The 22,155-nt window shown below is 55.5% G+C and carries 17 protein-coding genes; 4 read left to right on the top strand and 13 right to left on the bottom strand.

Going from position 1 to position 22,155, the window contains the following annotated elements; genetic code table 11:
- Positions 1 to 2: 2 nt before the first annotated feature.
- Entirely contained in the window at positions 3 to 986 is a 984-nt protein-coding gene (locus AZSI13_RS04670; protein ID WP_133247260.1) for a hypothetical protein, read from the bottom strand.
- Positions 987 to 1,315: 329 nt separating this feature from the next.
- Positions 1,316 to 1,534, bottom strand: a complete 219-nt coding sequence (locus AZSI13_RS04665; protein ID WP_201262302.1) for a DNA-binding protein — start codon at positions 1,532 to 1,534, stop codon at positions 1,316 to 1,318.
- Positions 1,535 to 1,584: 50 nt separating this feature from the next.
- Between AZSI13_RS04665 and AZSI13_RS04660 the strand changes: the two genes are divergently transcribed.
- The 4 genes from AZSI13_RS04660 to AZSI13_RS04645 are packed head-to-tail and all read left to right on the top strand — an operon-like array spanning position 1,585 to position 5,164.
- The gene (locus AZSI13_RS04660; protein WP_109039993.1) at positions 1,585 to 2,037 is read left to right on the top strand and encodes a helix-turn-helix domain-containing protein; all 453 of its coding nucleotides are present in this window, start codon (positions 1,585 to 1,587) and stop codon (positions 2,035 to 2,037) included.
- Positions 2,034 to 2,639 (top strand): hypothetical protein, encoded by a 606-nt coding sequence (locus AZSI13_RS04655; protein ID WP_109039992.1) that lies wholly within the window; start codon positions 2,034 to 2,036, stop codon positions 2,637 to 2,639. The genes AZSI13_RS04660 and AZSI13_RS04655 overlap by 4 nt, the downstream gene beginning before the upstream one ends.
- A 38-nt stretch (positions 2,640 to 2,677) precedes the next feature.
- Entirely contained in the window at positions 2,678 to 3,634 is a 957-nt protein-coding gene (locus tag AZSI13_RS04650) for a TniQ family protein (RefSeq protein WP_268807502.1), read from the top strand.
- A gap of 12 nt (positions 3,635 to 3,646) precedes the next feature.
- The gene (locus AZSI13_RS04645; RefSeq protein ID WP_109039990.1) at positions 3,647 to 5,164 is read left to right on the top strand and encodes a TnsD family Tn7-like transposition protein; all 1,518 of its coding nucleotides are present in this window, start codon (positions 3,647 to 3,649) and stop codon (positions 5,162 to 5,164) included.
- A 75-nt stretch (positions 5,165 to 5,239) separates the two neighbouring features.
- Here AZSI13_RS04645 and AZSI13_RS17205 read toward each other — a convergent pair whose 3' ends face one another.
- From AZSI13_RS17205 to AZSI13_RS04585, 11 genes are all read right to left on the bottom strand, one after another.
- A complete protein-coding gene (locus AZSI13_RS17205; RefSeq protein WP_133247259.1) occupies positions 5,240 to 5,944 on the bottom strand; it encodes a hypothetical protein in 705 nt (234 codons plus the stop codon).
- Positions 5,941 to 7,116 (bottom strand): hypothetical protein, encoded by a 1,176-nt coding sequence (locus AZSI13_RS04640; RefSeq protein WP_109039989.1) that lies wholly within the window; start codon positions 7,114 to 7,116, stop codon positions 5,941 to 5,943. Before AZSI13_RS04640 ends, AZSI13_RS17205 begins: the two co-directional genes overlap by 4 nt.
- On the bottom strand, positions 7,113 to 8,087 hold the full coding sequence (locus AZSI13_RS04635; protein ID WP_109039988.1) for a hypothetical protein: 975 nt from the start codon (positions 8,085 to 8,087) through the stop codon (positions 7,113 to 7,115). Before AZSI13_RS04635 ends, AZSI13_RS04640 begins: the two co-directional genes overlap by 4 nt.
- A gap of 16 nt (positions 8,088 to 8,103) precedes the next feature.
- Entirely contained in the window at positions 8,104 to 11,058 is a 2,955-nt protein-coding gene (locus AZSI13_RS04630; protein ID WP_109039987.1) for a type I restriction endonuclease subunit R, read from the bottom strand.
- A complete protein-coding gene (locus tag AZSI13_RS04625; RefSeq protein ID WP_109039986.1) occupies positions 11,052 to 12,353 on the bottom strand; it encodes a restriction endonuclease subunit S in 1,302 nt (433 codons plus the stop codon). The genes AZSI13_RS04630 and AZSI13_RS04625 overlap by 7 nt, the downstream gene beginning before the upstream one ends.
- Complete coding sequence (locus AZSI13_RS04620) at positions 12,353 to 14,704, bottom strand: class I SAM-dependent DNA methyltransferase (protein ID WP_109039985.1); 2,352 nt, start codon at positions 14,702 to 14,704, stop codon at positions 12,353 to 12,355. The genes AZSI13_RS04625 and AZSI13_RS04620 overlap by 1 nt, the downstream gene beginning before the upstream one ends.
- Positions 14,705 to 14,715: 11 nt before the next feature.
- Positions 14,716 to 16,494 carry an N-6 DNA methylase gene (locus AZSI13_RS04615; protein ID WP_109039984.1) on the bottom strand — a complete coding sequence of 593 codons (1,779 nt, stop codon included), beginning with the start codon at positions 16,492 to 16,494 and terminating at the stop codon, positions 14,716 to 14,718.
- An 11-nt stretch (positions 16,495 to 16,505) separates the two neighbouring features.
- Positions 16,506 to 16,760: a DUF4258 domain-containing protein gene (locus tag AZSI13_RS04610; protein WP_109039983.1), complete on the bottom strand. Its 255-nt coding sequence runs from the start codon at positions 16,758 to 16,760 to the stop codon at positions 16,506 to 16,508.
- A 704-nt stretch (positions 16,761 to 17,464) separates the two neighbouring features.
- A complete protein-coding gene (locus AZSI13_RS04600) occupies positions 17,465 to 18,523 on the bottom strand; it encodes a nuclear transport factor 2 family protein (RefSeq protein WP_109039982.1) in 1,059 nt (352 codons plus the stop codon).
- A 369-nt stretch (positions 18,524 to 18,892) separates the two neighbouring features.
- On the bottom strand, positions 18,893 to 21,688 hold the full coding sequence (locus AZSI13_RS04590; protein WP_109039980.1) for a response regulator: 2,796 nt from the start codon (positions 21,686 to 21,688) through the stop codon (positions 18,893 to 18,895).
- A 2-nt stretch (positions 21,689 to 21,690) separates the two neighbouring features.
- On the bottom strand, positions 21,691 to 22,146 hold the full coding sequence (locus AZSI13_RS04585) for a YfiR family protein (protein ID WP_165833303.1): 456 nt from the start codon (positions 22,144 to 22,146) through the stop codon (positions 21,691 to 21,693).
- Between the last annotated feature and the right edge of the window lie 9 nt (positions 22,147 to 22,155).

The following is a 22,155-nucleotide window of genomic DNA, read 5'->3' as shown; positions in this document are numbered from 1 at the left end:
GCTTACCCCCTGAACCAGTCTGCGTACTTTTTCAAGGGATCGATGGTTTCCGGCTTCAGGGGCCGATCAATCAGCAATGTGGAAAACAAATCCACCCTCAGTTCCCTTCGCCAAATCAATTGCCACAGGAATGTCCGTGCATCGTGAATGTCAAATTGATGCCGGCGCTTAAGGTCGAGAATGACTTCAAATGGGGGAACCCCAGCCTGCAAAGTAGTGGCGAAACGCTCTTTCAATGCTCCCTGTAGTTGTTCATCAAGACCGATCTTCCTCCGATGCTGTCCGAATAACCGCCGGAGATTTTCTCGGAAGGTTTCATCGAGTTGATCCAACCCAAGTTGAACGGTACGAATGCCAGCCTCTTCGTGATAGAGGCGCTCCAAGGTATGGCGAGCAATCGTCCTATCTGTGTCGCTTTCCGCCGACGCCTTTCCTCGACGTCTTTGCGGCGCGGGCAGGGAAAATGCGTCTTGCTCGTCCTTGATATTCCAGTTGATGCACTTATTCACGGAGCCGTCTGGCTCCCTGATGGCCCACAAGATGTCCGAGAAGAACGGAAGAATGATTTTTAGAGACTCCTCCCCCTCATTTTCTGCAGGAAGACTGCCCGTACTCAGAATGTTCGTTGCGCCAATTTTTTCGGCGATTGCCAGCGTGCCGGGCAAGACAGGCAGTCGCTTGTCGATAACGGTAGGCATGGTGCACAACGGATGCGGGGTCGGATGCGCCGGCATCATCCGTTGCTCTTGCGCGCCAGCAAACCTTTGGCTGTAGAACCCAAAAATTGACAAATATTTCTCGGGCTCAGACAGACAGTGAAAGCGCCTTTCGAGCATCCCTGGCGTCAAGATGGATGCACGAGAAATATCCGGAGCCTCTTCCCGTGTCGCGAGGATGCTAGGCAGGTAATTTTTGTCCCATGTGGGAGATTTTTGTCGTTTGAATACGGTACGCAGGCGATTGCCTGTAATGAGTTTTCTGGTCATAGCACCCCCGTTGCACACACGGACCTGTGGCGCGCTAAACGATGAATGCGCCGAAACAGGCGCAGAAAGGTCGCGAGACTTAACTCGCAGCTATGACGCTACTAAGGGAAATTGGTAGGCATAGGTCCTCCAATGCGAGAAAAACGAAAATGTTTCATTTCGTGTGCACGCGTGTTGACACTCAAAGAGATCTGGAGGACACTGTGATTGCTAGGTCGTAGTGAGATCCGTCTCTCTTCGATTCGAAAAGTGGGCCCCTCGTGGGCCCACGTTGTTTTTGGCTTAGGTACTTTTCCCTCTCTGCTCCCCTTTATTGCATTTCGCCGCACTCAAAACGGCATGCTCTCGATTCCACCAGGAATCCCCGGCTTAAGGCCCAGAGCCAGGGCAATGCGATGACTCTGCCCACGCAAACATTTCTTGTTGCCGCGTAGCACTTGATACACCAAGGCACGCGAATAGCCTCGTTGTCGAGCCCACTCGGCGATTGAAACTCCCCTTGAGAGGAATTCGTCGCGCACCTTTTGCAGTTGTTCTTGTTCAGACACAGCACGTGAAATCCGTTAGAATGAGTTCACGATAATGCACATTTTAGAACATGACAAGCTCACGAAAAAAAACTTACTGCGAAGAGATCGGTGAAAGAATCCGCCTCGAGCGAGAACGGCTAGACATGACTCAGGCTGCATTCGCTGAACTTGCTGGACTTGGGCGCGCCACTCAAATTTTTTATGAGAACAATGACCGACAACCGGATACCAAGTACTTCGAGAAGCTGCGACAACACGGGGTTGATGTCGATTACCTGCTAACCGGGCAACGCACCCGATCGATGTACAACGATGCGGAATGGCTCCACTTCAAGAATGAAATACTTTGGGCGAGTTTTTCCGCAGCACTCAAAATTGGTTTGCCCGAGGCGTCTGCGGCCTCTGCTGATGCCAGCCTTGCTGCCTTCAAGGCATTCTGCACGGTGTATTCCGGGCGAAACGACGAGGCAGCGCTGATCGAATTGCGGCAAGGGACTGAGCGATTGGAGAGGTGTGCGTGAGTATTGCTTCTCGATTCAATGGGTTGGACCACGTTATCGCAGGGCTGTGGTGGTGGAAAATACGCCGAACCTTGGCCGCGAAAAAAATCACCGAGGCGACTGAGCAAGCAGATCTAATCGATGAGGCCTACCAGGAGTGGAAGCATTACGAATTTGCCTGCCGATTTGGCAGAACGACAGACCGTGATATTGCCTCTGCTGTTCTTGAAGCAGAGATAGAGGGGAAGGACGTAGGCGCGTTAGGTCTCGTCGTAACGAACAGAGATGCATCCGTCCGTAATGGGAAACTTCAATACCGTAATGGATATTGGCTAAAAGCCATCACCTACCTGGCATACGCTGTTTGCTTGGCAGGAGGCATCATGTTTTCCGCCTTACTAGCACTGGCCCCAATGCCTTTGCCCATGAAGCTCTTGGCTTTTTTGGTGATATTTGCCCTGTTGATTTGTGGTGCTTACGTATTCGAGCTTTACACAAGCCGCCCGCTTGCCGCGGCGAATTTACTCAGCGCAAACCCAGAAAAGGCCGCGCAGGCAAAGGTTCTCTCGCTCAACGCGCACCCCGGATTCAGAACTCTCCGAAAAGATAAGTCTTCGAAGTGATACCTGTTACCGGATGACCTCTGCAGAGCCTAACCCCGTTGAGCTGTCAGCCTAAACGAAGCGCAACAGCGCTACTACGTTGGGCCGACGCGGTAGTTCCCAAACTATTACCAGATGAATTTATTTTGGGATGGCTGAAGCGTTTTGCTGTCGCAAACTGCTGCACCGACACCTGGCGGTTCATAAAGAGTATTCGGGATGAGCAGAAGGTAGTTGCCGAAAGAGCCGCGAGCATCTACCAGACCTCCTCACTAGTCTCTGACTACACGGGAATACCTAACTCAGAGCTGGAGCGACTCCACACACTTGTCCCATGGACTCAACTCAGTGGCAGCGGGCAGCAAGGCAAACAGGAAATCAACCAGGCCGACCGGCGGGCGATCCGTGTCAAAGGCCATCGCTCTGGGCTATGTCCAAGCTGTATTGAAGAGGATCGCGCATTCTGGGGCTGGAACTACTGGCGACGTAGCCACCAGACTCCCGGTGTTACTCGGTGTTTGAAACACGATGTGGAATTGCATTTCACCCCATACCTCTGTTTTACGAGCCACTCCCCATATGCAGCTCGCTCAATCGGGCTTCCCGTCGGGGATCGTTCTACATTCGGCCAGCAATATAGCGTGCTGGCCGTGAGCATGCTTGAGGAAGCTGCACCAGACAACCACTATCAATTCCTAGTTCGGTTACACGCCTTACTCGAGGAGCGCTCCGGCGGAACCACGCTTCTGCAAGTACGTAATTTTCTGGCGGCGGCCGCACAACGAAAAATACCGGACACGTGGGTACATCACGCCTTTGTCGGCAAGATCGACAAAATGCAAATGATTAAATCACTCCGCGCCAGTTACCCGACAGGGCTTTCCCCCATCCAGTTAGCAACCACTCTGAAACTGATTTTTGACGAAGTCGATGACGCACTGATGTTCTGGCGCGGCAGCCACTGTTCGATGCCGGGTCAGTTTGATCAAAAACATGCAGGCTTTTCCAAGGTCTGAGAGCGGCTGGCGATGATGAACGAGATGCCAGCTCACCAAAACAATCTGTTGGGGAGTGACTCCTGGGTTCTCCCGGGAGCTCAAAACGACCAAACGCTCTACAGCTGGTCCGCGGTTTATCACAAAGCATCCGGAAACGTTGATGCCGGAACCACTAGTCGCCAGTTGTTTGGCCAGTCAGATGCCGCGTTCACTCCTGACTTGCCTAGCCGACTCGACTTTCTGCAGACGGCTACCCGTGCCCATCTTGGGGATGCTGAAACGGTTGCGAGGACTCGCACCTTGGCCGGCTTTTACCGCCCTTTTTTTCCGGAGGAAAAATATCAGAAGCTGATCACGGCCATGAGAGGCGAACGCCCTGGAGCGATAAAAGCAGAACTGGGGCTCAGTCGAAGCGGCATTGTTAGCTCGCAAACCTTTAGGGTCTGCCCCGAGTGCATGGAGGAGGAGTTCAAACGCCTCGGCTATGCCTATTGGCATACAGAACACCAATGGCCTTCATGTGCGCTTTGTGGGCGGCACCACGTATTGCTTTGGTGCTTTGATCCGAACAGCGCAGGAAATTCAGGACGAATTTTTTACCAGCCGAAAGGCATCGTCCCCTCGGGTTGGATTCGGCCTGCAGCCTCGGCAGAAGCCCTCCAATCCCTCATGAAATTGCTATCGTGGTCTAGACAGCTAGTTGGCGACAACGAACTACATCTCGACGAAGAGATACTCCGCTGGGCTTATTTGCTCAGAGCTAAACAGCGATCCTGGATCGCTTTTGATGGAACGCTGCGACTCCATAAATTGAAAGATTCGTTTGACTCCGCGTACCGTGAAATCGCGACCTTACCTGGATTCTCAATTGCGGCCGAAACTGATGGACCGAATTCAGGGTTTCTGGGCGGCATGTTCCGAAAAGTGGTTGGGCAACGCCACCCGCTGAAGCATCTTCTGCTGCTGAATTTCCTGTTCGATGGGCCGGAGGATTTTCAGAAGGCGTACGCCGATCATCTGGCTGTAAAAGCTGACGCTGGCGTAACTGCTTTGCTGAAAACCCTCACGGACTCAAGAAGCAAGCTGGAAGCCTGGATTCGCACGCAAGCAATGTCCGTGAACAAGGCCGCGCAGGAACTCGGCGTTCCCACAGGACAGGCTATCAAATACCTCGATAGTGTCGGCGTAAATCGCGAGAAGCGGCCTCGTATCGTCGGGACTGAGAGAGAAGCAAGGCTTCGAAAACTGCTCACAGAGGGCGTTGAGCGAGGGAAAATCGCCGAAGAACTTTCAATCCGTCCTGGTTTTATTAAAGACTATCTCGCTACTCATCCCGAGCTGGCAAGCGAATGGGCGACAAACCACCTCGCAAAGCTTCGGGCTCGATACAGAGAGCAATTTCTGAAAGTGCTTTCCGACAATCCCGGGTTGCCTATCAAGGCGATCAGGCGCATTCCTGCCAACGGCTTTCAGTGGTTGTACATCAACGACCTGGAGTGGCTTCGCTCTGTGCTGCCAGCGATTTGGAGTCGGCCACGGGACTCATAATCCGTCGGTACCGAGTTCGACTGAGGGCCCACCAAAATTGAAAAAGCCAACCTTTGGGGGTTGGCTCGTTCGTTTCTATTTCACCTCTTTAATCGACAGCAGCATTGCATCTCGTAGTGCCTGAATTTCCTCAGCAGGAAAGCTTGTAGGGGCTTTGAGGGATGCACGACAACTAAGTTCTACAACGAGACTGGATCCATCCTGGAATGGATATCGTATCTTTGCGCTTTCAATTCTTCCGCGTTGACCTAGTGGCATCGCCTCGCGAAAAACAGCTGCCACATCTTTCTCCCCCGCAACTGCCACCCTCGCTATTACACCTTGAGATAAGGCAATACCCGCGACATCCATATAAGTGACAGAAATTCCTTCATTCCAGGATAGAAGATGCTCGATCCATTTCTCAACATTGACTTCAATGGGGTCAATGGTGCAATCAAACATGGTGGCCTGTGATAGGGCACTGAAAAATGGCGTTGTTGTCCTTGGTGGGTCCTCTAAATAAAGCAGGCCTCCATCCGACGAATAGTCGATTCCAAATTTTGTAACATCGATGGTGGCGATTTCTTGAGAAAACTCTTCCCCAGAAGGTAGCGTTATCTTCTGATCTACAGTGCGTTTGTGAACGAACTGTCCTTTTAGCCAAGAAGAGTCTTTGCTTTCAACTCTAAAACCCGAACTGACAGGCTCGCTCAGGGAAAATTTCTGTGCGCGTATCTGGCGCTCGATTTTTCCTAGCTCACTCTTTGAAGTTAGTTTGAACCATCTAATGCGCCTCATGATGAGCCTCCGTCATCGTCTGGTGCCTGAACTACAGATAGCTCACGAAAAGCTTTCATCGCCGCATCCTCCACTGCGGCAAGCACCGGCTTTTTAACAACATCGCTTGCTTGCCTTCTGGTCAAAGCATGCGAACCATCCTTTTTGCAGGGGTAGTAGCCTTTAACCGAGTAGCGAAAGCCAGTCCCTTTTGAGGGATTTTCCAGCATTGCCTCAATCTCGACTTTGAAGCCATTCTTGGCATTTTGCGTCGATTGCCAAATCACGCGTGAGATGAAGAAACCAGACTCCAAAAACTGTTGCAATTCTTTGGAGTGGAGTACCCCAGTGCCGTCCAAAGCGGCACTTTTAAGGAAACTCTTTACGCCTGCTGCCACCTCAGCACGAAGCTCGGCAACATCAGCCGTATCATCACTTGCCGCTTGCTCATCTTCGGAATCGTCCTCAGAGAAGTCGGTCTCTTCCGAGAATTCAACCGCATCGATCTCGTTGTCTACAGCAACTTTAATCACATCAGCGAACTCGTACCCGTTTAGGCTCGTAATTAGCGATTTAAAGAAGAGCGTTCTGCGTTCCTTGTCAAAAGAACTAAGATCAACGACTTCCTGCTTGATCGGATCTTTCTCATTTTTTTGTATCGATTCGATCAACGAGTCTACGATGTTCTCAAGGCGCTCATTGGCCGGGTACCGAAGTCTGATTTGCTTGCCGACCTTGTAAACCTCAACCTCTGCCTCTTTTGCTCGTCGTTGGCGCAGCAAGGTCTTTCCATGATCTAGTTCGGTGTACTCAACCTTAATCTTTGTTGCGCCGCCTTCAGCGACGATTAGATTTATTGCTTCATGGTGATCGCGGCGCGCTGTTCTTATTGCCTCGACGGCAGCTTGCAACTTTGTGCTGTCAACTGACGTTTCAATGGCCCTAGAGGTCGTCCGCTCGGGGCGCGGAACGACCTCCAACTGATTGTAGATTTCTTCAAAGTCAGAATACCCATGCGTGAGGCTTGCAAGGGTTTCGATAAGGTCCTCGCGCGACGAAGAACCTGAAATCAAAACCCCTCTGCAGCTCAAGAAATCAAAAAGAAACTCTTTTGATATTCTTTGCTTGGAGGAAAGAAGAGCGTCGCGGATGTCACGATAGGTTGCGTAGAACGTAGAGCCAGTAGCGATCATCTTGCCTCCATTCCGATCTCGATTTCCGAAAAATTCGGCGTGACCTTTTGGATTGTCTCCAGCCGTATTTTCTTAAGCTTCTCGCTGTCTTTGGTCGATTCCCCCAAGGGGTCTGCATACTCTTTGACTGCTAGTGCAAATGTTGCGGCAGCGTTCTGGGAGGCATAGGGAGCACGCAGGCGAATCGTCGCGCACATTGCCACCCATTGAAAGTGAACCAGCTTGTCGATGAGGTAGATGAACTCCTGAACGGTTTCGCCCGCTCCTCGGTAGTAAATAAGCAAATGAATGCTGCCATCATTCATCCGATACTTAATTATCTGCCATGGGGCTTTTAGGCACTCCAACGTTGCAGCACACCCCCAGTCATCTTGAACAACTTTCGAACGAGACAGGTCAGGGTAGAGGAAGCTGCAATCGCTGAGTTGAGGCAGTTCTCCATCGCCCCGCAGCGCCTTCATGTCGAAAATAATGTTGTTCAAGTACCAGATGTCTTGAGGGCCAAAAATGTACAGCCTCACCCCTGACGGTATTCTCGGATACTCGTCAAACATCTTGCCTAAAAAGGTTGGAAACTCAGCATCCCAGCCCTGATCATGGTTGAATATGAAGAGCATCCCGACCAGATCTGTATTGTCGGAGCCAGATATGAATCTCCGCCGCCACTCATCGCTAATCTTTGCGCATTCGACAGATAGCGCCAAGTTGGTGACGCTACCTTTTACAGTATCTGCTGTAATTGATCCGCGAGCGTAGCTTTTCAAGTCAGTTAAAACATAAATCCGACTCCCCTTGTACGGGTCCTTGTACCAATAGACAACATCGGCGGGATGGGTTTTCTTCCCATGAGACTCGGTAAGCACGCACGAATAATTGGTATTCAGTGGTGCTTCCTGCTGCCACTTGAGTTCCTTGAAAATGGCGGATGCCAACAGCTCCGCCATTTTGGAGATATTCTCGGTTTCTGCCATAAGTCCTCCCTACTCGTTAAGCCAAAATGGCTGCGCTGGCTGCAGACGTCAGCAATCTCGACACACTCGCATCAAAAGCTCGCTTGAAATCCGGGTCGGACGCATACCGCTTGTAGAGGTCGAGTTCCCGCCGCCGCTCGACGCTGATCGCCTGTTGGATCAGGCGCTCCAGCGCCAACTGCCGGTTCTGGGTATCCGGGTTGTCTTCGACCTGAGCCTTGTAGTCGGCGTGGTTCATCACATGCTTGGCGATGTTGATGAACTTCACCCGCTGCTCTTCCGGTGTAGCTTCCCAGCCTGCAAAGTGGCGCTCGTTGAAGGCCCGCACGATCTCGTCGAGCGGGTCTTTGTCGCCGTCGCCGAAGTGGCCGCCACGGACGTTCGGGTTCTGGGGCTCCAGTTCCGTTTCCGAAGCATCGAGGCCAATCTTCACCTCAAGGCGTGACCTTTCCAGCCCGTAGGTGGAAAGATCAATGCTGTTCAGTAACTCGTCCAGCTTGTCCTGATCCGGGTCCTTCACCTTCAGCTTGGGGATCAGGAATTTCAGGAACCAGTGCAGCATTTCCCAGCCCACGTTGTTGAACGGGATGATGGCCGCCACCTGCGCGTAGATTTTGACGAACTGTTTGGCCTTGATCTTGAAGTCGATGCGTTGCTCGTCGTCGAGGTCAGCCTCGAAGCGGGCCACCACGGTATCGATGATCGGGTGCAGTTCTTCGGCTTCTGCGCTGGCAAAGAATTTCTCGTTGAAGGTCGTTACCTCCGACCAGTCGTAAATACCGAAGTTATCCAGCACATCCTTGAGGTCGTGAAGCACGTTGACGTCGGTGGGCTCGCTCAAGCTCGTGGCCGTGTAGAACGGGTCGAATGCCCCTTTGACGTCGTCCACGGAGTTGTAGAAGTCGAGCACGAAGGTATCGGTTTTGCCCAGCTTCCAGTTGCAGCGGTTCAGGCGTGAGAGCGCCTGCACCGCGAGTACCCCTTGCAGCTTCTTGTCCACGTACATGGTGTGCAGCATGGGCTCGTCGAAGCCGGTCAGGTACTTGTTGGCGACAACCAGAATCTTGAAATCGTCCTTCTCGAATTCCTCGGGCAAGTCACGGGCGGGAATGCCGTTGAGTCCGTCCTCGGTGTACTTGATGCCATCGACGGTTTTCTCGCCCGAAAAGGCCACCAGCGCCTTGAATGGCGCGTTGGCCTCTTGCAATGCGCTGCGGATGGCGAAGAAGTAGCGGATCGCGCATTCGATGTTGCGCGTAACGACCATCGCCTTGGCTTTGCCCTTGAGCTTCTTGGCCTGCCAGACGTTGCTCATGAAGTGATCTACCATGATCTTGGCCTTCACTTCGATGGTGCGGGGGCTGGCCTCCACAAAGGCCTTGAGCTTCTTCTGCGCCTTGGCAGTGTCGAACAGCGGGTTATCTTCGACCGATTTCTGGACCTCGTAGTAGCTCTTGTAGGTCGTGTACTTCTCCAGCACGTCGAGGATGAATTTCTCCTCGATGGCCTGCTTCATGGAGTACAGGTGGAAGGGATAGAACCTCCCGTCCGGACCTTGCCGCCCGAACTTCTCCAGCGTGGCCGGTTTCGGGGTGGCAGTGAAGGCAAAGTAGCTGGCGTTCTGGCTCATCTTGCGGCCCTTCATGGCCGCAAGAATCTTGTCCTGGAGGTCTTCCGGCACGTCCTCGTCTTCCGCCCCCAGCGTCATGTTCAGCTTGTCGGAAGCGCTGCCAGATTGCGAAGAATGGGCTTCGTCGATGATGACGGCGAAGTTACGGTCTGTCAGATCGTCGATAGCATCCACGATGAACGGGAATTTCTGCACCGTGGTGATGATGATCTTCTTACCCAACTCCAGATGCGCCTTCAGTTCGGCGGCGCTCTCGGCGTGGGCGACGATGTTCTTCGTCTCGGAGAAGAGCTTGATGTTGTCCTTGAGCTGGGTGTCCAGCACCCTGCGGTCGGTCACGACGACCACGGAATCGAACACGTTGGCAGTGCCTGCCGTGTCGTACAGCTCGACTAGTTGGTAGGCCAGCCAGGTGATCGAGTTGGACTTGCCCGAGCCCGCCGAATGCTGGATCAGGTAGGTCTGGCCGATGCCATTCTGTTTGGCATCAGCCAGGATGCCGCGCACCACGTCCAGCTGGTGGTAACGGGGGAAGAACAGCGCCTTGCGCTCCTTGCCGGTCTTCTTGTCCTTCTCGACGGTGAACTTGGCGAACTGCTCGATAATGTTGGTCAGGCTGCGGCGCGGCAGGATGTCGTCCCAGAGGTAGGCTGTTTTGTGGCCTTTCGGGTTGACCGGGTTGCCCTTACCGAAATTGAAACCCTTGTTGAACGGCAAGAAATTGCTGTCATTTCCAGCCAGCTGGGCACACATGTAGGCCTCGTCTGGGTCCACCGCAAAGTGGACCAGACAGCGGCCAAATTCGAACAGCGGTTCACGCGGGTCGCGATCGGTGCGGTACTGCTTGATGGCGTTGTGGACGTTCTGGCCGGTCCAAGGATTTTTCAGCTCCAGGGTGGCAATCGCCAAGCCATTGACGAAGAGCACCATGTCCACCGACTTGAAAGTGTCAGACTCGCTGTAATGCACCTGCCGGGTGACGCTGAAGATGTTGGCCGCAAAGTTGGCGACAACTTCCGGGTTTAGGTCGTTGTAGGGCAGCCGGTAGAGCAGATCGAAATGGGCATCATCGATGTCCAACCCCTTCTTCAGAACAGCCAGCACGCTGTCCTTCTTGATCTTCTTGTTTAGCCGCTCCAGCAGCAGGCGCTGCCAGTTTGGGCGATCCTTCAGCTTTGCCAGCTCCTTGGGCTGCGTGGCTTCGAGGAATTGCCAGAAGAGTTTGCCGTCGATGGCAAACTCTCTGTCGAAGTCAGCTGGATTGCCAATGTAGTAGCCGTCCTTGGCAAGGGCGTTTTCGATGTGCGTTTCGAGCGCTGCTTCGTTGGTTTGGCTTACCATTGCTCTCCCCCAGAAACATTGAATTTTCCTGTCACCATAGAGGCGATCAATGTCTGCTTCAGTTGATGCAACTTAATCAATCCTATCCTTGTTGATTGGATTAATTGATCAATGATTCTTGTCTGAGCATCGACAAATTCGACGATGGCAGCCTGTTCAGGCAGAGGTGGCGTAGGAATACGAAGAGAGCGAATCAAGTCTTGACTGATATTTGGTTGGCCGCCGCCATACCCCATTGCGACAATATTATTTTTGTTTCCGTAGAACCAAAGCTGTGCATACCTTGTAGATATTTTCTCAGCACCATGCAAACAGCAGCACGCTTGATTGACAGTGGCTACTCGCGACGTAATTCCTGTTTTGCCGATCGTTGCTCCATACATTGCAACAATCAATGTCCCTTCCGGATAGGCCTTAAGGGACGAATAGGCCTTCAGTGCAAGATTGGAGACTTTTTTTACTTCCCCAACCATCACTCCATCATTCAAATCCCCAGTGTTTACCCAGTCAGATGTACCGTTTTCATAGTAAGCAGGATTCCCGCTTGCAGGTGTGGTGCCTGATCCTATGAGCCTAAACAAATGCGATATTTTTCTGACAACCCAATGTGATGGAATTTTTTCTATCCACTCAATCCCGCTGTGTTTGAAGGAAACTGCGCGGTTGAGACCATAAGTTACGGCCTCATTGACCAGCGCTAGCTTTTCCTCTTCTAGCAACTCTATCAGCCGCTCTTTCTTCGCAATCGCAGCATCGATCTCAGCGGTTTTTTGGTCGAGGAAGGCAACGATGCGGTCTTGCTCATCTTTGGGCGGCAAGGGAATCGGAATTCGTTTGAAATCCTCGTAGTGCATGTCCCATTGCCCAACGCGAACGCCGTAAGACAAAGAGTTGTAAACGCCGATCAACGGTGACGACCGCAGGAGGTAATGAAGGTATGCGGGGCTGACCCGATCCGCCTTTGTAGTGCAGGTGATGTACGCAGGGCTAACAATTCCGTGATGGGAACTCACGCCCATCGAGCCTTGCCATGCCTTCATCTTGTTGACGACCAGATCGCCAGGCTTTACGACCTTGTAGGTGCTCGTGTCGAGTGAGGTGGCGTTGTGGTTATCGTCTCGGGAGTCTTTCAGAATGACTCCATACTCTCGATAGACCGACAGAACAGGCAGATCAGGCCTGTTCTTGTCGGACTTGAGCGAGGTCACAGCACGGAGAGGCTGAACGTCCCAGTGAGAGGGAACATTGCCTAGCCAAGCAGCGTCACTCGGTTTGTAGCTCTCGTAGCGCTGCATTACTTTGAGCTCCCGACAAAGCTCACCAGCTGCTTGAGCAGGCCATCGGTTTCAGCCTCCAGCGCCAGGATTTCCGCCGTGACTTCCTCCAGGCTACGCAGTGGCTTGTGCTGGTAAAAATACTTGTTGAAGCTGATCTCGTAGCCGATCACGGTCTTGTCGATAGCGATCCAGGCCTCGTCCACATGCGGGCGCACTTCACGGATGAAGTAGTCGTGGATCACCCTGGATGCGGACAGGCTGGTATCGAGCGCCAGCGGTACGTTCTCGGTGTCGCGCAGCTCGCTGTCCGGCTCGTACTCGATGTACTCGCCGGTCGGTGTCGCCATGTAGCCATAGTCGCCAAGCTTGTCGCGGGTGGTGTCCAGTTGGTTTAGCAAGTCATTCAGCTTGGCTGCATTGAGCTTGTGAACCTTCTTGATAACCTTCTCGGCCCGTTCGTCACGCCAGCTGACGGCGTTGAGGATTTGCTTGCGGGCGGGTGCGGCCAGCTTCAGGCCCAGCACTTTGAGGGTGTCATCGACGACGCCCTCAAAGTGATTGAAGTCAAGGAATTCGCCGCCACCGATTTTCTCGGCCAGTTGCTGTGCGCCCTGCATGATGTCGCGTTGCTCGCGCCATGTGGCTTCGGACAGCAGTTCCTTGCGGTTCTTGGGAGAAAGAGCGATTTCTTCGCGCTCAAGGTGGGCTTCGATGGCTTCGGCATGCGCCTTCAGGCCGGTGTAAACCTCATCGCCGTACTTGCCATACACCCATTCCATGATGTCCTGCATGCCCGGTGTGAAACGCAGTGTGGCGATGCGCTCGGGGCTGAATTGGGCTGCCAGCCGCAGCGGGCGCTCCACCGTGACCTTGTAGTAGCCGAAATCACGGTTGTTGAAGACTTTGGAAATGCCGTCATTCGGCATTTCCAAGTACAGCTGGGTGATCTGGTGGATGTGCTCGTCGGTGAGTTCGCAGTTCTTCTCACCGAGGTTCTTGCGCAGCTTCTGGTACAGGTTGCTGGCGTCGATCAACTGCACCTTGCCTTTACGCTGGTCGACCTTGTTGTTGGACAGAACCCAGACGTAGGTAGTGATACCGGTATTGTAGAACAGGTTGTTCGGCAGCTGGATGATAGCTTCCAGATAGTCATTCTCGATGATGTGGCGGCGGATGTTGCTCTCGCCGCTGCCTGCATCGCCAGTGAACAAAGCCGAACCGTTGTGGACGGAAGCGATGCGCGAGCCCATCGGGCTGTCGCTGCGTCGCTTCATCTTGCCCACCATCTCCATCATGAAAAGGAGCTGGCCGTCCGACGAGCGCGGAATGGCCGGGTAAAAGTCGAAGTCTTCCTCGGTGTAGTCGGATAGATTGACCTGGAAGCGATGGTCGATCACATCCTTGCCTTCAACGATGCTCTTCTGGTCGCTCTTCCAACTCTTGCCGTAGGGCGGGTTCGTGAGCATGAAATCGAAACGGGTGCCCGAGAAATCGTCGGTCGCCAGTGTGGAACCGAACTTGATGTTCTCCGGGTCGTTGCCCTTGATCATCATGTCGGACTTGCAGATGGCGTAGGTCTCCGGGTTCACTTCCTTGCCATAGAGGAAAACGCCCACCTTGGCCTTGATCTCGCCTTCGGGATCGGTGATGAAGTCTTGCGACTCGGTCAGCATGCCGCCACTACCGCAAGCCGGGTCGTAGATGGTCAGCGGGTTGGGCAGTTGATCCTTGACCGGAATGAAGACCAAATTGGTCATGAGCTTGATCACTTCACGGGGCGTGAAGTGCTCACCGGCTTCTTCGTTGTTTTCTTCGTTGAACTTGCGGATCAGTTCCTCGAAGACGTAGCCCATGCCCAAGTTGGACAGTCCCGGCTGGGTGCGCCCATCCGGGCCTTTGCGGTCGTTGGGGCTGAGGTTGATCTCGTCGGAAACGAACTTCTCAATCACGTCGTGCAGCACGTCCGACTGCGCCATCTTGCGGATCTGGTTGCGCAGATCGAACTTCTCAACGATCTCCTTCACGTTGTCCGAGAAGCCGTCAAGGTAGTTCTTGAGGTTGGCCTCTAACTGAGACGGGTTGCCCAGCAACGATTTCAACGTGAAGCGGGATGTGTTGTAGAACACGTAGCCCGATGCCTCGCGCAGGCCGTGAGGATCGAGGTCAGCCATTTCCGCGTCTTCACGCTGGAAGCGAACCTCTTCGAGCACCGTTTCCTTGCTGGGCTCCAGCAGGCAGTCCAGACGGCGCAGGACGAACATCGGCAGGATGACATCGCGGTACTTGCCGCGCACGAAAACATCCCTGAGGCAGTCGTCAGCGATTGACCAGATGAAGCTGACGATCTTGTTGTGTACTGAGTGATCCATATTTTTCTTTTTTAAATTGTCCAGATTGCATTGCTGAGTTTTCGTTGCTCGTCACGAGAGTTCGCAACCAGCCGCTCGATTTCAACGATCTTTTCAAACGCCTCGATCGTCTTTTCTTGCTCAAGTCGATCTGGAACGGGAATCCTGATCTTTTCCAGTTCCCGGAGCTGAATCAGCGGAACCGAAGCCCCCGAGACAATCTGCTTCAGCAGGGCTTGGCCGATTTCCGACTTTAGGAAACTGAAAAGAACACGGGGGTCGATGATACCTTTGTCATCAACTCGAAGCACTAAGCATGACTGTCCTGCAACCCAGCCAGCGCTCACGCCGACATCGATTTCAGGCGGGAAAATCGCCACCTTCCCTACGCTTCCTTTAATCGTGATGGCGATATCGAAAGGGCGTAGGAACTGTTTACGTCCTTTCGCAAAAGCAGCCTCGGTGATGAATACTTCGCGACCGGGAATCTGAGCGTAGCCATACTCAGGGAAGTCGGCAGGCCCGACTTCCTGTACAGAGATTCCCTCATCGCTATTAGAAATCGGTAGCGGACGCACAATGCTGACCAACTCGTCCAAGGCACGATTGGGGTATTTTTCGAGCAACGCTTCCACAGCCTCGCCGTCCGAGGATTTGCAGTAGCGATTTACTTGAAGCTGAGCATCCTTACCAAGGACATCCTCGACTGAAACGATCCTGGATATGTCGTTTTCAATGCGAGAGAGTACGAGGTCAGCAATTTGCTCCCACGCCGTCAAGACCGCACGCCCACGGCCATCCTTCTTGAACAGGGCATCGTTTGTGCCATCAACAAACACGATCTTATCGCTCGTGTTTTCTCGATTCAGAATAAGCAACGAGAAAGCCAACGCCGTGTTCGGTAGTAGCGCGGCAGGTAATGCGACAACTGCTTCAATCTGCTTCTTCGCCAGCAAATCTTCACGCAGTGATCGTTCCGCACCGGGACTGAACAGCAAACCGTTGGGTACAGCCACAACCGCACGCCCTTTAGTACGGGCGAGGATGTGGCGTACCGCCAGTACCGCGATTGACGCGGTTTGCTCCGGAAAACGCCCGAACAGATCCCGTTCAGCAAGCATCGGGTCATACTTCACCCCGAAAGGCGGGAAGCACAGGCTGATATCGAATTGTGTCAGCCGGCCTTCCTCCAGGAAGCCCGGACGCTCCAGACTATCGCCCACGTAAACACTCGCTGACGTATCCGAAAGCAGATTGACCAACCAAGGAAACGGCCAAGCCATCTTGGTTTCAGAAAAGGTCGCGGCACTGAGCGCCTGAACCACTGCTGTCAGTTGAAAACTTTGCTCGAAGGGTAGATATACCTTCATGGAAGGTTCTACTCGGGCGAGCTTAGCCATCAGGCCAGTCAGCTCGTTAGGCAGACTCGCAAACGATTTACCCGCCGCACTGCTCATCGCTGCCGTCAGGTTATCGGGAGCCCACGGCAAGTCCAAATTGGCGTCAGCTAGCAGCTCTAGCGCTTGGAGCACTTGCCCCGGCGACAAATGCTGAAGGGCTGGGCTGACATACACGTAAGCACTACTATCAGGCCCTAGCGCCTCGTAACTCCCGATCTGGTTGAAGATAGAAACTAGATGTTTGGCATCCCTCGGAGGCTCGACAGGATTAAAAGCCAGCCCACCCATTAGACGCCCAAGCTTGGAGAGCCGTACCCACGCCAAGAGTTGCAAGGCGACTGGATAAAACTCATCCGGCACCATATTGCCCCGCAGGAGCTGAGCCAGCTGGTGAATTAGTTTTTCGTACATGGCTTACTCCCTTAGTGCTTCGACTGGTAGTTGTAAGTCGTCAGGATGGCGTTATCCGCCTCGACAACCACACATCCGCCTTTGTCCAAAATTTTCTTAGCGGTGCGCAGCTTCTCCTCCAATTCACGGATCAGCTGCTGTGCGTGCTTCTTGTCCAGGATGGCCTTGTCTTGCTCAACTTCGCCGAACTCCAGAACCAAATCGATCATCGAGCGGGTAATCCCGCGTTGCGTCATTCGTTGGTGTGCATGTCGAGTGAATTGCATTGTGTCCTCCGTCGTCATGGAACGAACTATAGGCACACGACAAACCAATGTCAAGGTACGTCGTACTATTTTTTTATTTGCCAAACCACAATGCCGGGTTCGGTGGCTGAAGGCCCATATTCACCAATGCATATATCATGCACTTCAGGCCGCGCTAAATGTTCCGCTGACTGTCGCGGCAACTCACAGGGGCCTACTGGTTTGAGCGGCATAAAGTTCTGGTTATCAAACTCATAAGCCGATTAATGCGCATAGTTTCTGCCCAACAAGCAAAAGCCCCGTACAAGGCGGGGCTTTTTCAATTTCGTCCGACAGACTTTATTACACTCCGACAGACTTTATTTATTACGATCAGCTAATCGCTCATCCCTAAATGTCGCCACATCGACTGACGTTATATTGCGAATCGGAAGATCAGCAATGGAATAACGACAATATAGGTTAATTCGATATTTCTCTTGTGCGTGGCCCTTCTTATGGATACTGATGCGCTCGCAGTACATGAAAAGGGCTTCACGCAACGTAGGATTGGTATCATGTGCCATTGGCTATGCAGGGCCTTATTAGAAGGGCGCCACATAACCACATCATTCCGATAGTGTCAGCTGACAATAGTCAGAATTTTTCGGTTTGTTCGTTTTTCTCTTTAGGCTACTAGAAAACCGTATCCCCTGATGTAATCCCGCTCAGCAGAAGCAACTTGGCTATACGCAACACTGAATTGGATTACATAAGACATGATCGAGGTCGAGAAAGGCCAGTGCGCTATAGCGCCGGGTACGCTGGGTCGAGAAGATGTTTTGCGTCAGACGATCAAGCAGCAGGCGGCGATTGGCCAGCCCGGTCAGCGGATCATGAAAGGCCAGCTGTTGAACCTGCTCTTCCAGACGCTTGCGCTGTGTAATCTCCCGGGTAATCCCGTGGTAGCCAATAATCACCCCATGCGCATCACGAACGGGGTTCGACTGCACCTCCCCCCAGAGCCAGCTCCCATCCTTGCAGCGATGCTCGGCTTCGAAGGTCAGGCAGCCGAGGAGCGGGCCTGATTGTTCCGCAACCGCCCGCTGCTGCATCAACGCCTTGACGGCGGCAATACCTTCATCGTTGAACATCTCGAATACGTGGCGCCCGATCACTTCCTCAGCCTTGAAGCCGCGCAGGCGCTCATCCGCAGGGCTGATGTAGGCAATGCACAGATTGGCATCCGCCTTCCAGATGACATCCTGGGTATCCTCGGTCAACTGACGATAGAGCGATTCGCTTTCATTCAGGGCCCGGGTGCGCTCCTCGACCAGCGCCATCAGTGCAGCATTCTGCTCCCGCAGGCTTTTCAGCGGATAGACCTCGCCATCCTGGGTCGGGTGATAGGGAATGGAGATGCCGCTATGCACGATCTTCCAGCCCTCGCCTTCGCGGCGGAAGATCAGGACCAGGCGGGCCACCTCGCTCGACAGCACCTGGTTCTCGGTGGGTAGGTGAATGTGGAAGAAGGCGGTGCTGACCACCACGTCGTCGCTGATATCCTGCAACTCGAGATCCAGCATTTCGATGCGGATGCGCCCGGTGACCTGGGCAAAATCCTGCCGGGTGATCCTGATCCACTCTTCCCGGCTCCTGACCAGAAAGTTTCCGCTGCCGGTGTAGCCGCTGAAGTTCTCACTGAAGTGCGTCGTCAGGCGGTCATCCCGCGAGGCATACATTTCGATGTAGTTCTCGAACAAGGCCTGAATTTCACGGTGGCGGTCAGAATGAAGGGCAGTCATGGGATGTGATTTTAGCGCCAACGATCCAAAATGGATGAAAGGGGGATTCCATGTTTCCAACATTGCTGCATCTACACGAAAAACACCGCCGACTCATCAAGAAAACATCCGGAAGATCAAAAACTTGCCAAGACCTGGAGGATACCTGAGGCCAGCAGGCAAAACGCCACCGCCAACCACTTGCTCTCGCCCATTTTCCAGCCAGGGAAAGCGTCCTCGGCAAGCACCCTCGGCAGCACTGATCCCCCAGCAACAAACCGCATGAGCCTCATCAGTGCTGGGGCTGGCATCGAGCCCGCCCCCCCGACCACAGTCTGTACGTGGCGGCCCTAGAGAACTCCATCAGCAACGACGGGCGAAAGCGGGCAACTAAAGCGGTGCGCCATCCACTAGGCCGGCCACCCGGGCACTGCCCATATAGCGCTCCAGGGCCTGGCGGGTATCGGCCAGCAAGCCGGCCAGGAGCTGGCCCTGATGTCGCACTTCCGCCTCTTCCCCGGCCCGGGCAGCCGCTTCGACCCGGGCGGCCAGTTCAGAAACCGGCCAGGCACCGATGCTGCCCGCAGCCGACTTGAGGCTGTGGGCGGCTTCCCGGGCCTCCGTCAGGGAACCTTCGCGAATCTGGGCCAGGGAGGTGCCGGCCTGGTCGAGGAAGGTGGCGATGAAGCGGCGCAGGAAGTTGTCCCGGGAATCCCCCGCCTCTTCCTGGCGGGCAACGATGGACTCCAGGATGCCGGTATCGAGCAGGGCACCGGAGGCCTTTTCCGGCAGGGCCTGGGCCCGTACCCCGCCCCCCCCTTCCGGCGGCCCCAGCCAGTCCGTCAGCAGGGCCACCAGGGCCATTTCGTCGAAGGGTTTGGGCAGGAAGCCGTTCATGCCCGCCGCCAGACAGCGCTGCCGGTCTTCGGTAAAAGAATTGGCCGTCAGGGCAATCACCGCCGTGGGCAGGCGCCCGCTGCGGATTTCGGCCTGGCGCAGCTCCCGGGAGGCGGAAAGGCCATCCATCACCGGCATCTGGCAATCCATGAGGATCAGGTCGAAATCTGCAGCCGCCCATTTCTCCAGGGCTTCCCGGCCATTGCCGGCCACTTCCACCTGGCAGCCAAAGACCTGCAGCAGGCCTCGGGTCACTTCCTGGTTGGTCAGGTTGTCTTCCACCAACAGGATGCGGCCGTTGAAGCGAGGCCGGGGCGGCACCGGCGCCCGGGCCACTGCCGGCTGCCCCACCGCGGTGCCGCTCCGGTTGCGGGGCGCCGCCATGAAGGCCTGGCCGATGCTGCGGGTGAATTCCCGGCGTGAAACGGGTTTGGACATGCGCAGGCCGAAAACGTCGGTCAGTTCTGCCGCACCATTGCTGTTGCCGAAATCGGAGAGGGCGATCCAGATGCCGCCATGCCGGCGCTGCCATTCACGCCAGGTGGTGCTGGGCAGTTGCAGATGGCAGAGGTCCGCCATGACCGTCTGGACGGCGCCATCGGCCAAGGCGTCGGCGGCCTCGGCCTCGCTGCGGGCCAGGCGACAATCAAGGCCGAGGGAGCGGGCGTAGCCTTGAAGAATGGCGCCCAGGGTGGCCTGGGGCTCAATGATCAGCAGGCGGAAGCCCGGGTAATGAACCCCGGTGGGATGCTCCCGCACCACGTGGAAGGGCAGGTCGAAACTGAATTCGCAGCCCTGGCCCAGTTGGCTGGAGACGGTCAGGTCGCTACCGCCCATGAGGCGCACCAGTTCCCGGCTGATGGCCAGCCCCAGGCCGGTGCCCTCGGCCCGGCGCCCGTGGGGGTCGTCCATCGGGCTGTCGGGATGGGGATGGGCCTGGGAATAGGCTTGAAAGAGCTTGCATTGCTCGGCTTCGGGAATACCGGGCCCCGTATCCCGCACGGTGAAGCGGAGGCGAGCCCCCTCCTCCCCGGCCTCCGGCACACCGCCCTCGCCCTGGCGCTCCACTTCCAGGCAGACCTCGCCGGTTTCGGTGAATTTGACGGCGTTGCCGAGGAGGTTGAACAGCACCTGCTTGAGCCGGTTGGGGTCGCCGGCCAGGGTCACCGGCAGTTCCCCCTTGAGATAGACGGAAAGCTCCAGCCCCTTTTCCCGGGCGTTGGAGGCCAGCAGGAGCACGGCACTTTCCACGGTTTCAGCCAGGTCGAAGGGCACCGCATCCACCGTCAGCTTGCCGGCCTCGATCTTGGAGAAATCGAGCACGTCGTTGAGTACGTTGAGCAGGGTCTCCCCGGAACGCAGGGCGGCTTCGGTCATGCGCTGCTGGTCGCCGGTCAGGGAAGTGGTCTGCAACAGACGGATCATGCCCAGCACGCCGTTGAGAGGGGTGCGGATCTCGTGGCTCATGGTGGCCAGGAAGCGGCTCTTCACCCGGCTCGCCTCTTCCGCCGCATCCCGGGAATGGGTCAGCTCCTCGGTGCGGGCCGCCACCATTTCCTCCAGGGATTCCCGGTAACGGCGCAGGCGCTCGTCCCGCTGCTCCACCTCCACCAGCATGGCGTTGAAGCTGTCGATGAGGCGAGCCACTTCGTCGTCCCCCGCCATGTCCTCCCGCACCACCCGCACGGAAAAACGCTTGCGCCGGGTGATGTCACGGGTGGCCTGTTCGAGGCGAACGATGGGGGCGGTGATGGTGTGCTGCAGGCGCCGCGCCACCAGGGCCGCCGCCAGCAGGGCGAGGAGGGTCACCACCAGCCAGATCAGGGCGCCCCGGCCCACCGCATCCCAATAGCCTTCGCGGCTGGCCAGCAGTTCGATGTGGCCGACCACGGCATTGCGGAAGCGGATTTCACGGGTTTCCCGCAGGCGGTTCCAGGTATCCGGCACCCAGGCCAGATGATCCTGGGCCAAGGGCTTGCCCCGCAGGAAGCGGGCGAAGAGGCGGCCTTCCTCGTCGGTGACCCGGACCTCGATCACCGCCGGGTCGGCCGAAAGGGCCCGCAGGGTGTCCTGGGCGGCGCGGCCATCGTTGAAGACCAGGGGCGCCTCCAGGTTACGGGCGGTGACATCAAGCAGGGCCCGCAGGTTTTCCCGGTTCAGCTGCTCCACTTCCCGCAGGCCGTGGATCAGGGTCAAAGTGGCATACACCAGCAGGGCGGCGGCGGCCACGGTCATGAGGACCAGGCGCAGCTTGTCGCCAATGGGCAGGGAATGGAATTTCCGACGCATTCTCAAGGCTTCCCGTAAAGGTTGCGGGCCAGCCGCAGCAGGTGGGAGGACAAACGCAGACTGGCCCGGCGCAGGGCGTTGAAATTGATGTCGAAGGCCACCTGGGTGCCCTCCCGCTGCAGGCCGACCATGCAGCCGTTGGCAACGAAGTCCTCGCCCTCACAGACCGTCAATACGGGCGCCGCGGCCAGGCCCAGGGTCCATTCCAGCAGCCATTCGCCCTGGGGCCGGCCGCTGCCTTCGCCAAGAAATAGCACCTGGCAATCCCGGGCATCCGCCGGCCGGCTGCGGGGCGACACGCCGATGCGGCGGCCCAGCAGCACCTGGCTGTCGAACCCCTGCAAGGTTTCCACCACCGGCCCGCGGCCGGCCACGCAAACCAGGGTGTGTTTGACGGACCAGGTGGCTTCAGGCCATTCGGTGTAATGGGCCAGATTGGCCACGAGGGCGGCTTTCACCGCGGCTTC

The organism is Azospira sp. I13, from assembly GCF_003112695.1.
GTDB lineage: Bacteria > Pseudomonadota > Gammaproteobacteria > Burkholderiales > Rhodocyclaceae > Azospira.
Note: the sequence above shows the minus strand (reverse complement) of the source record. Positions and strands in the feature narration are given on the sequence as shown.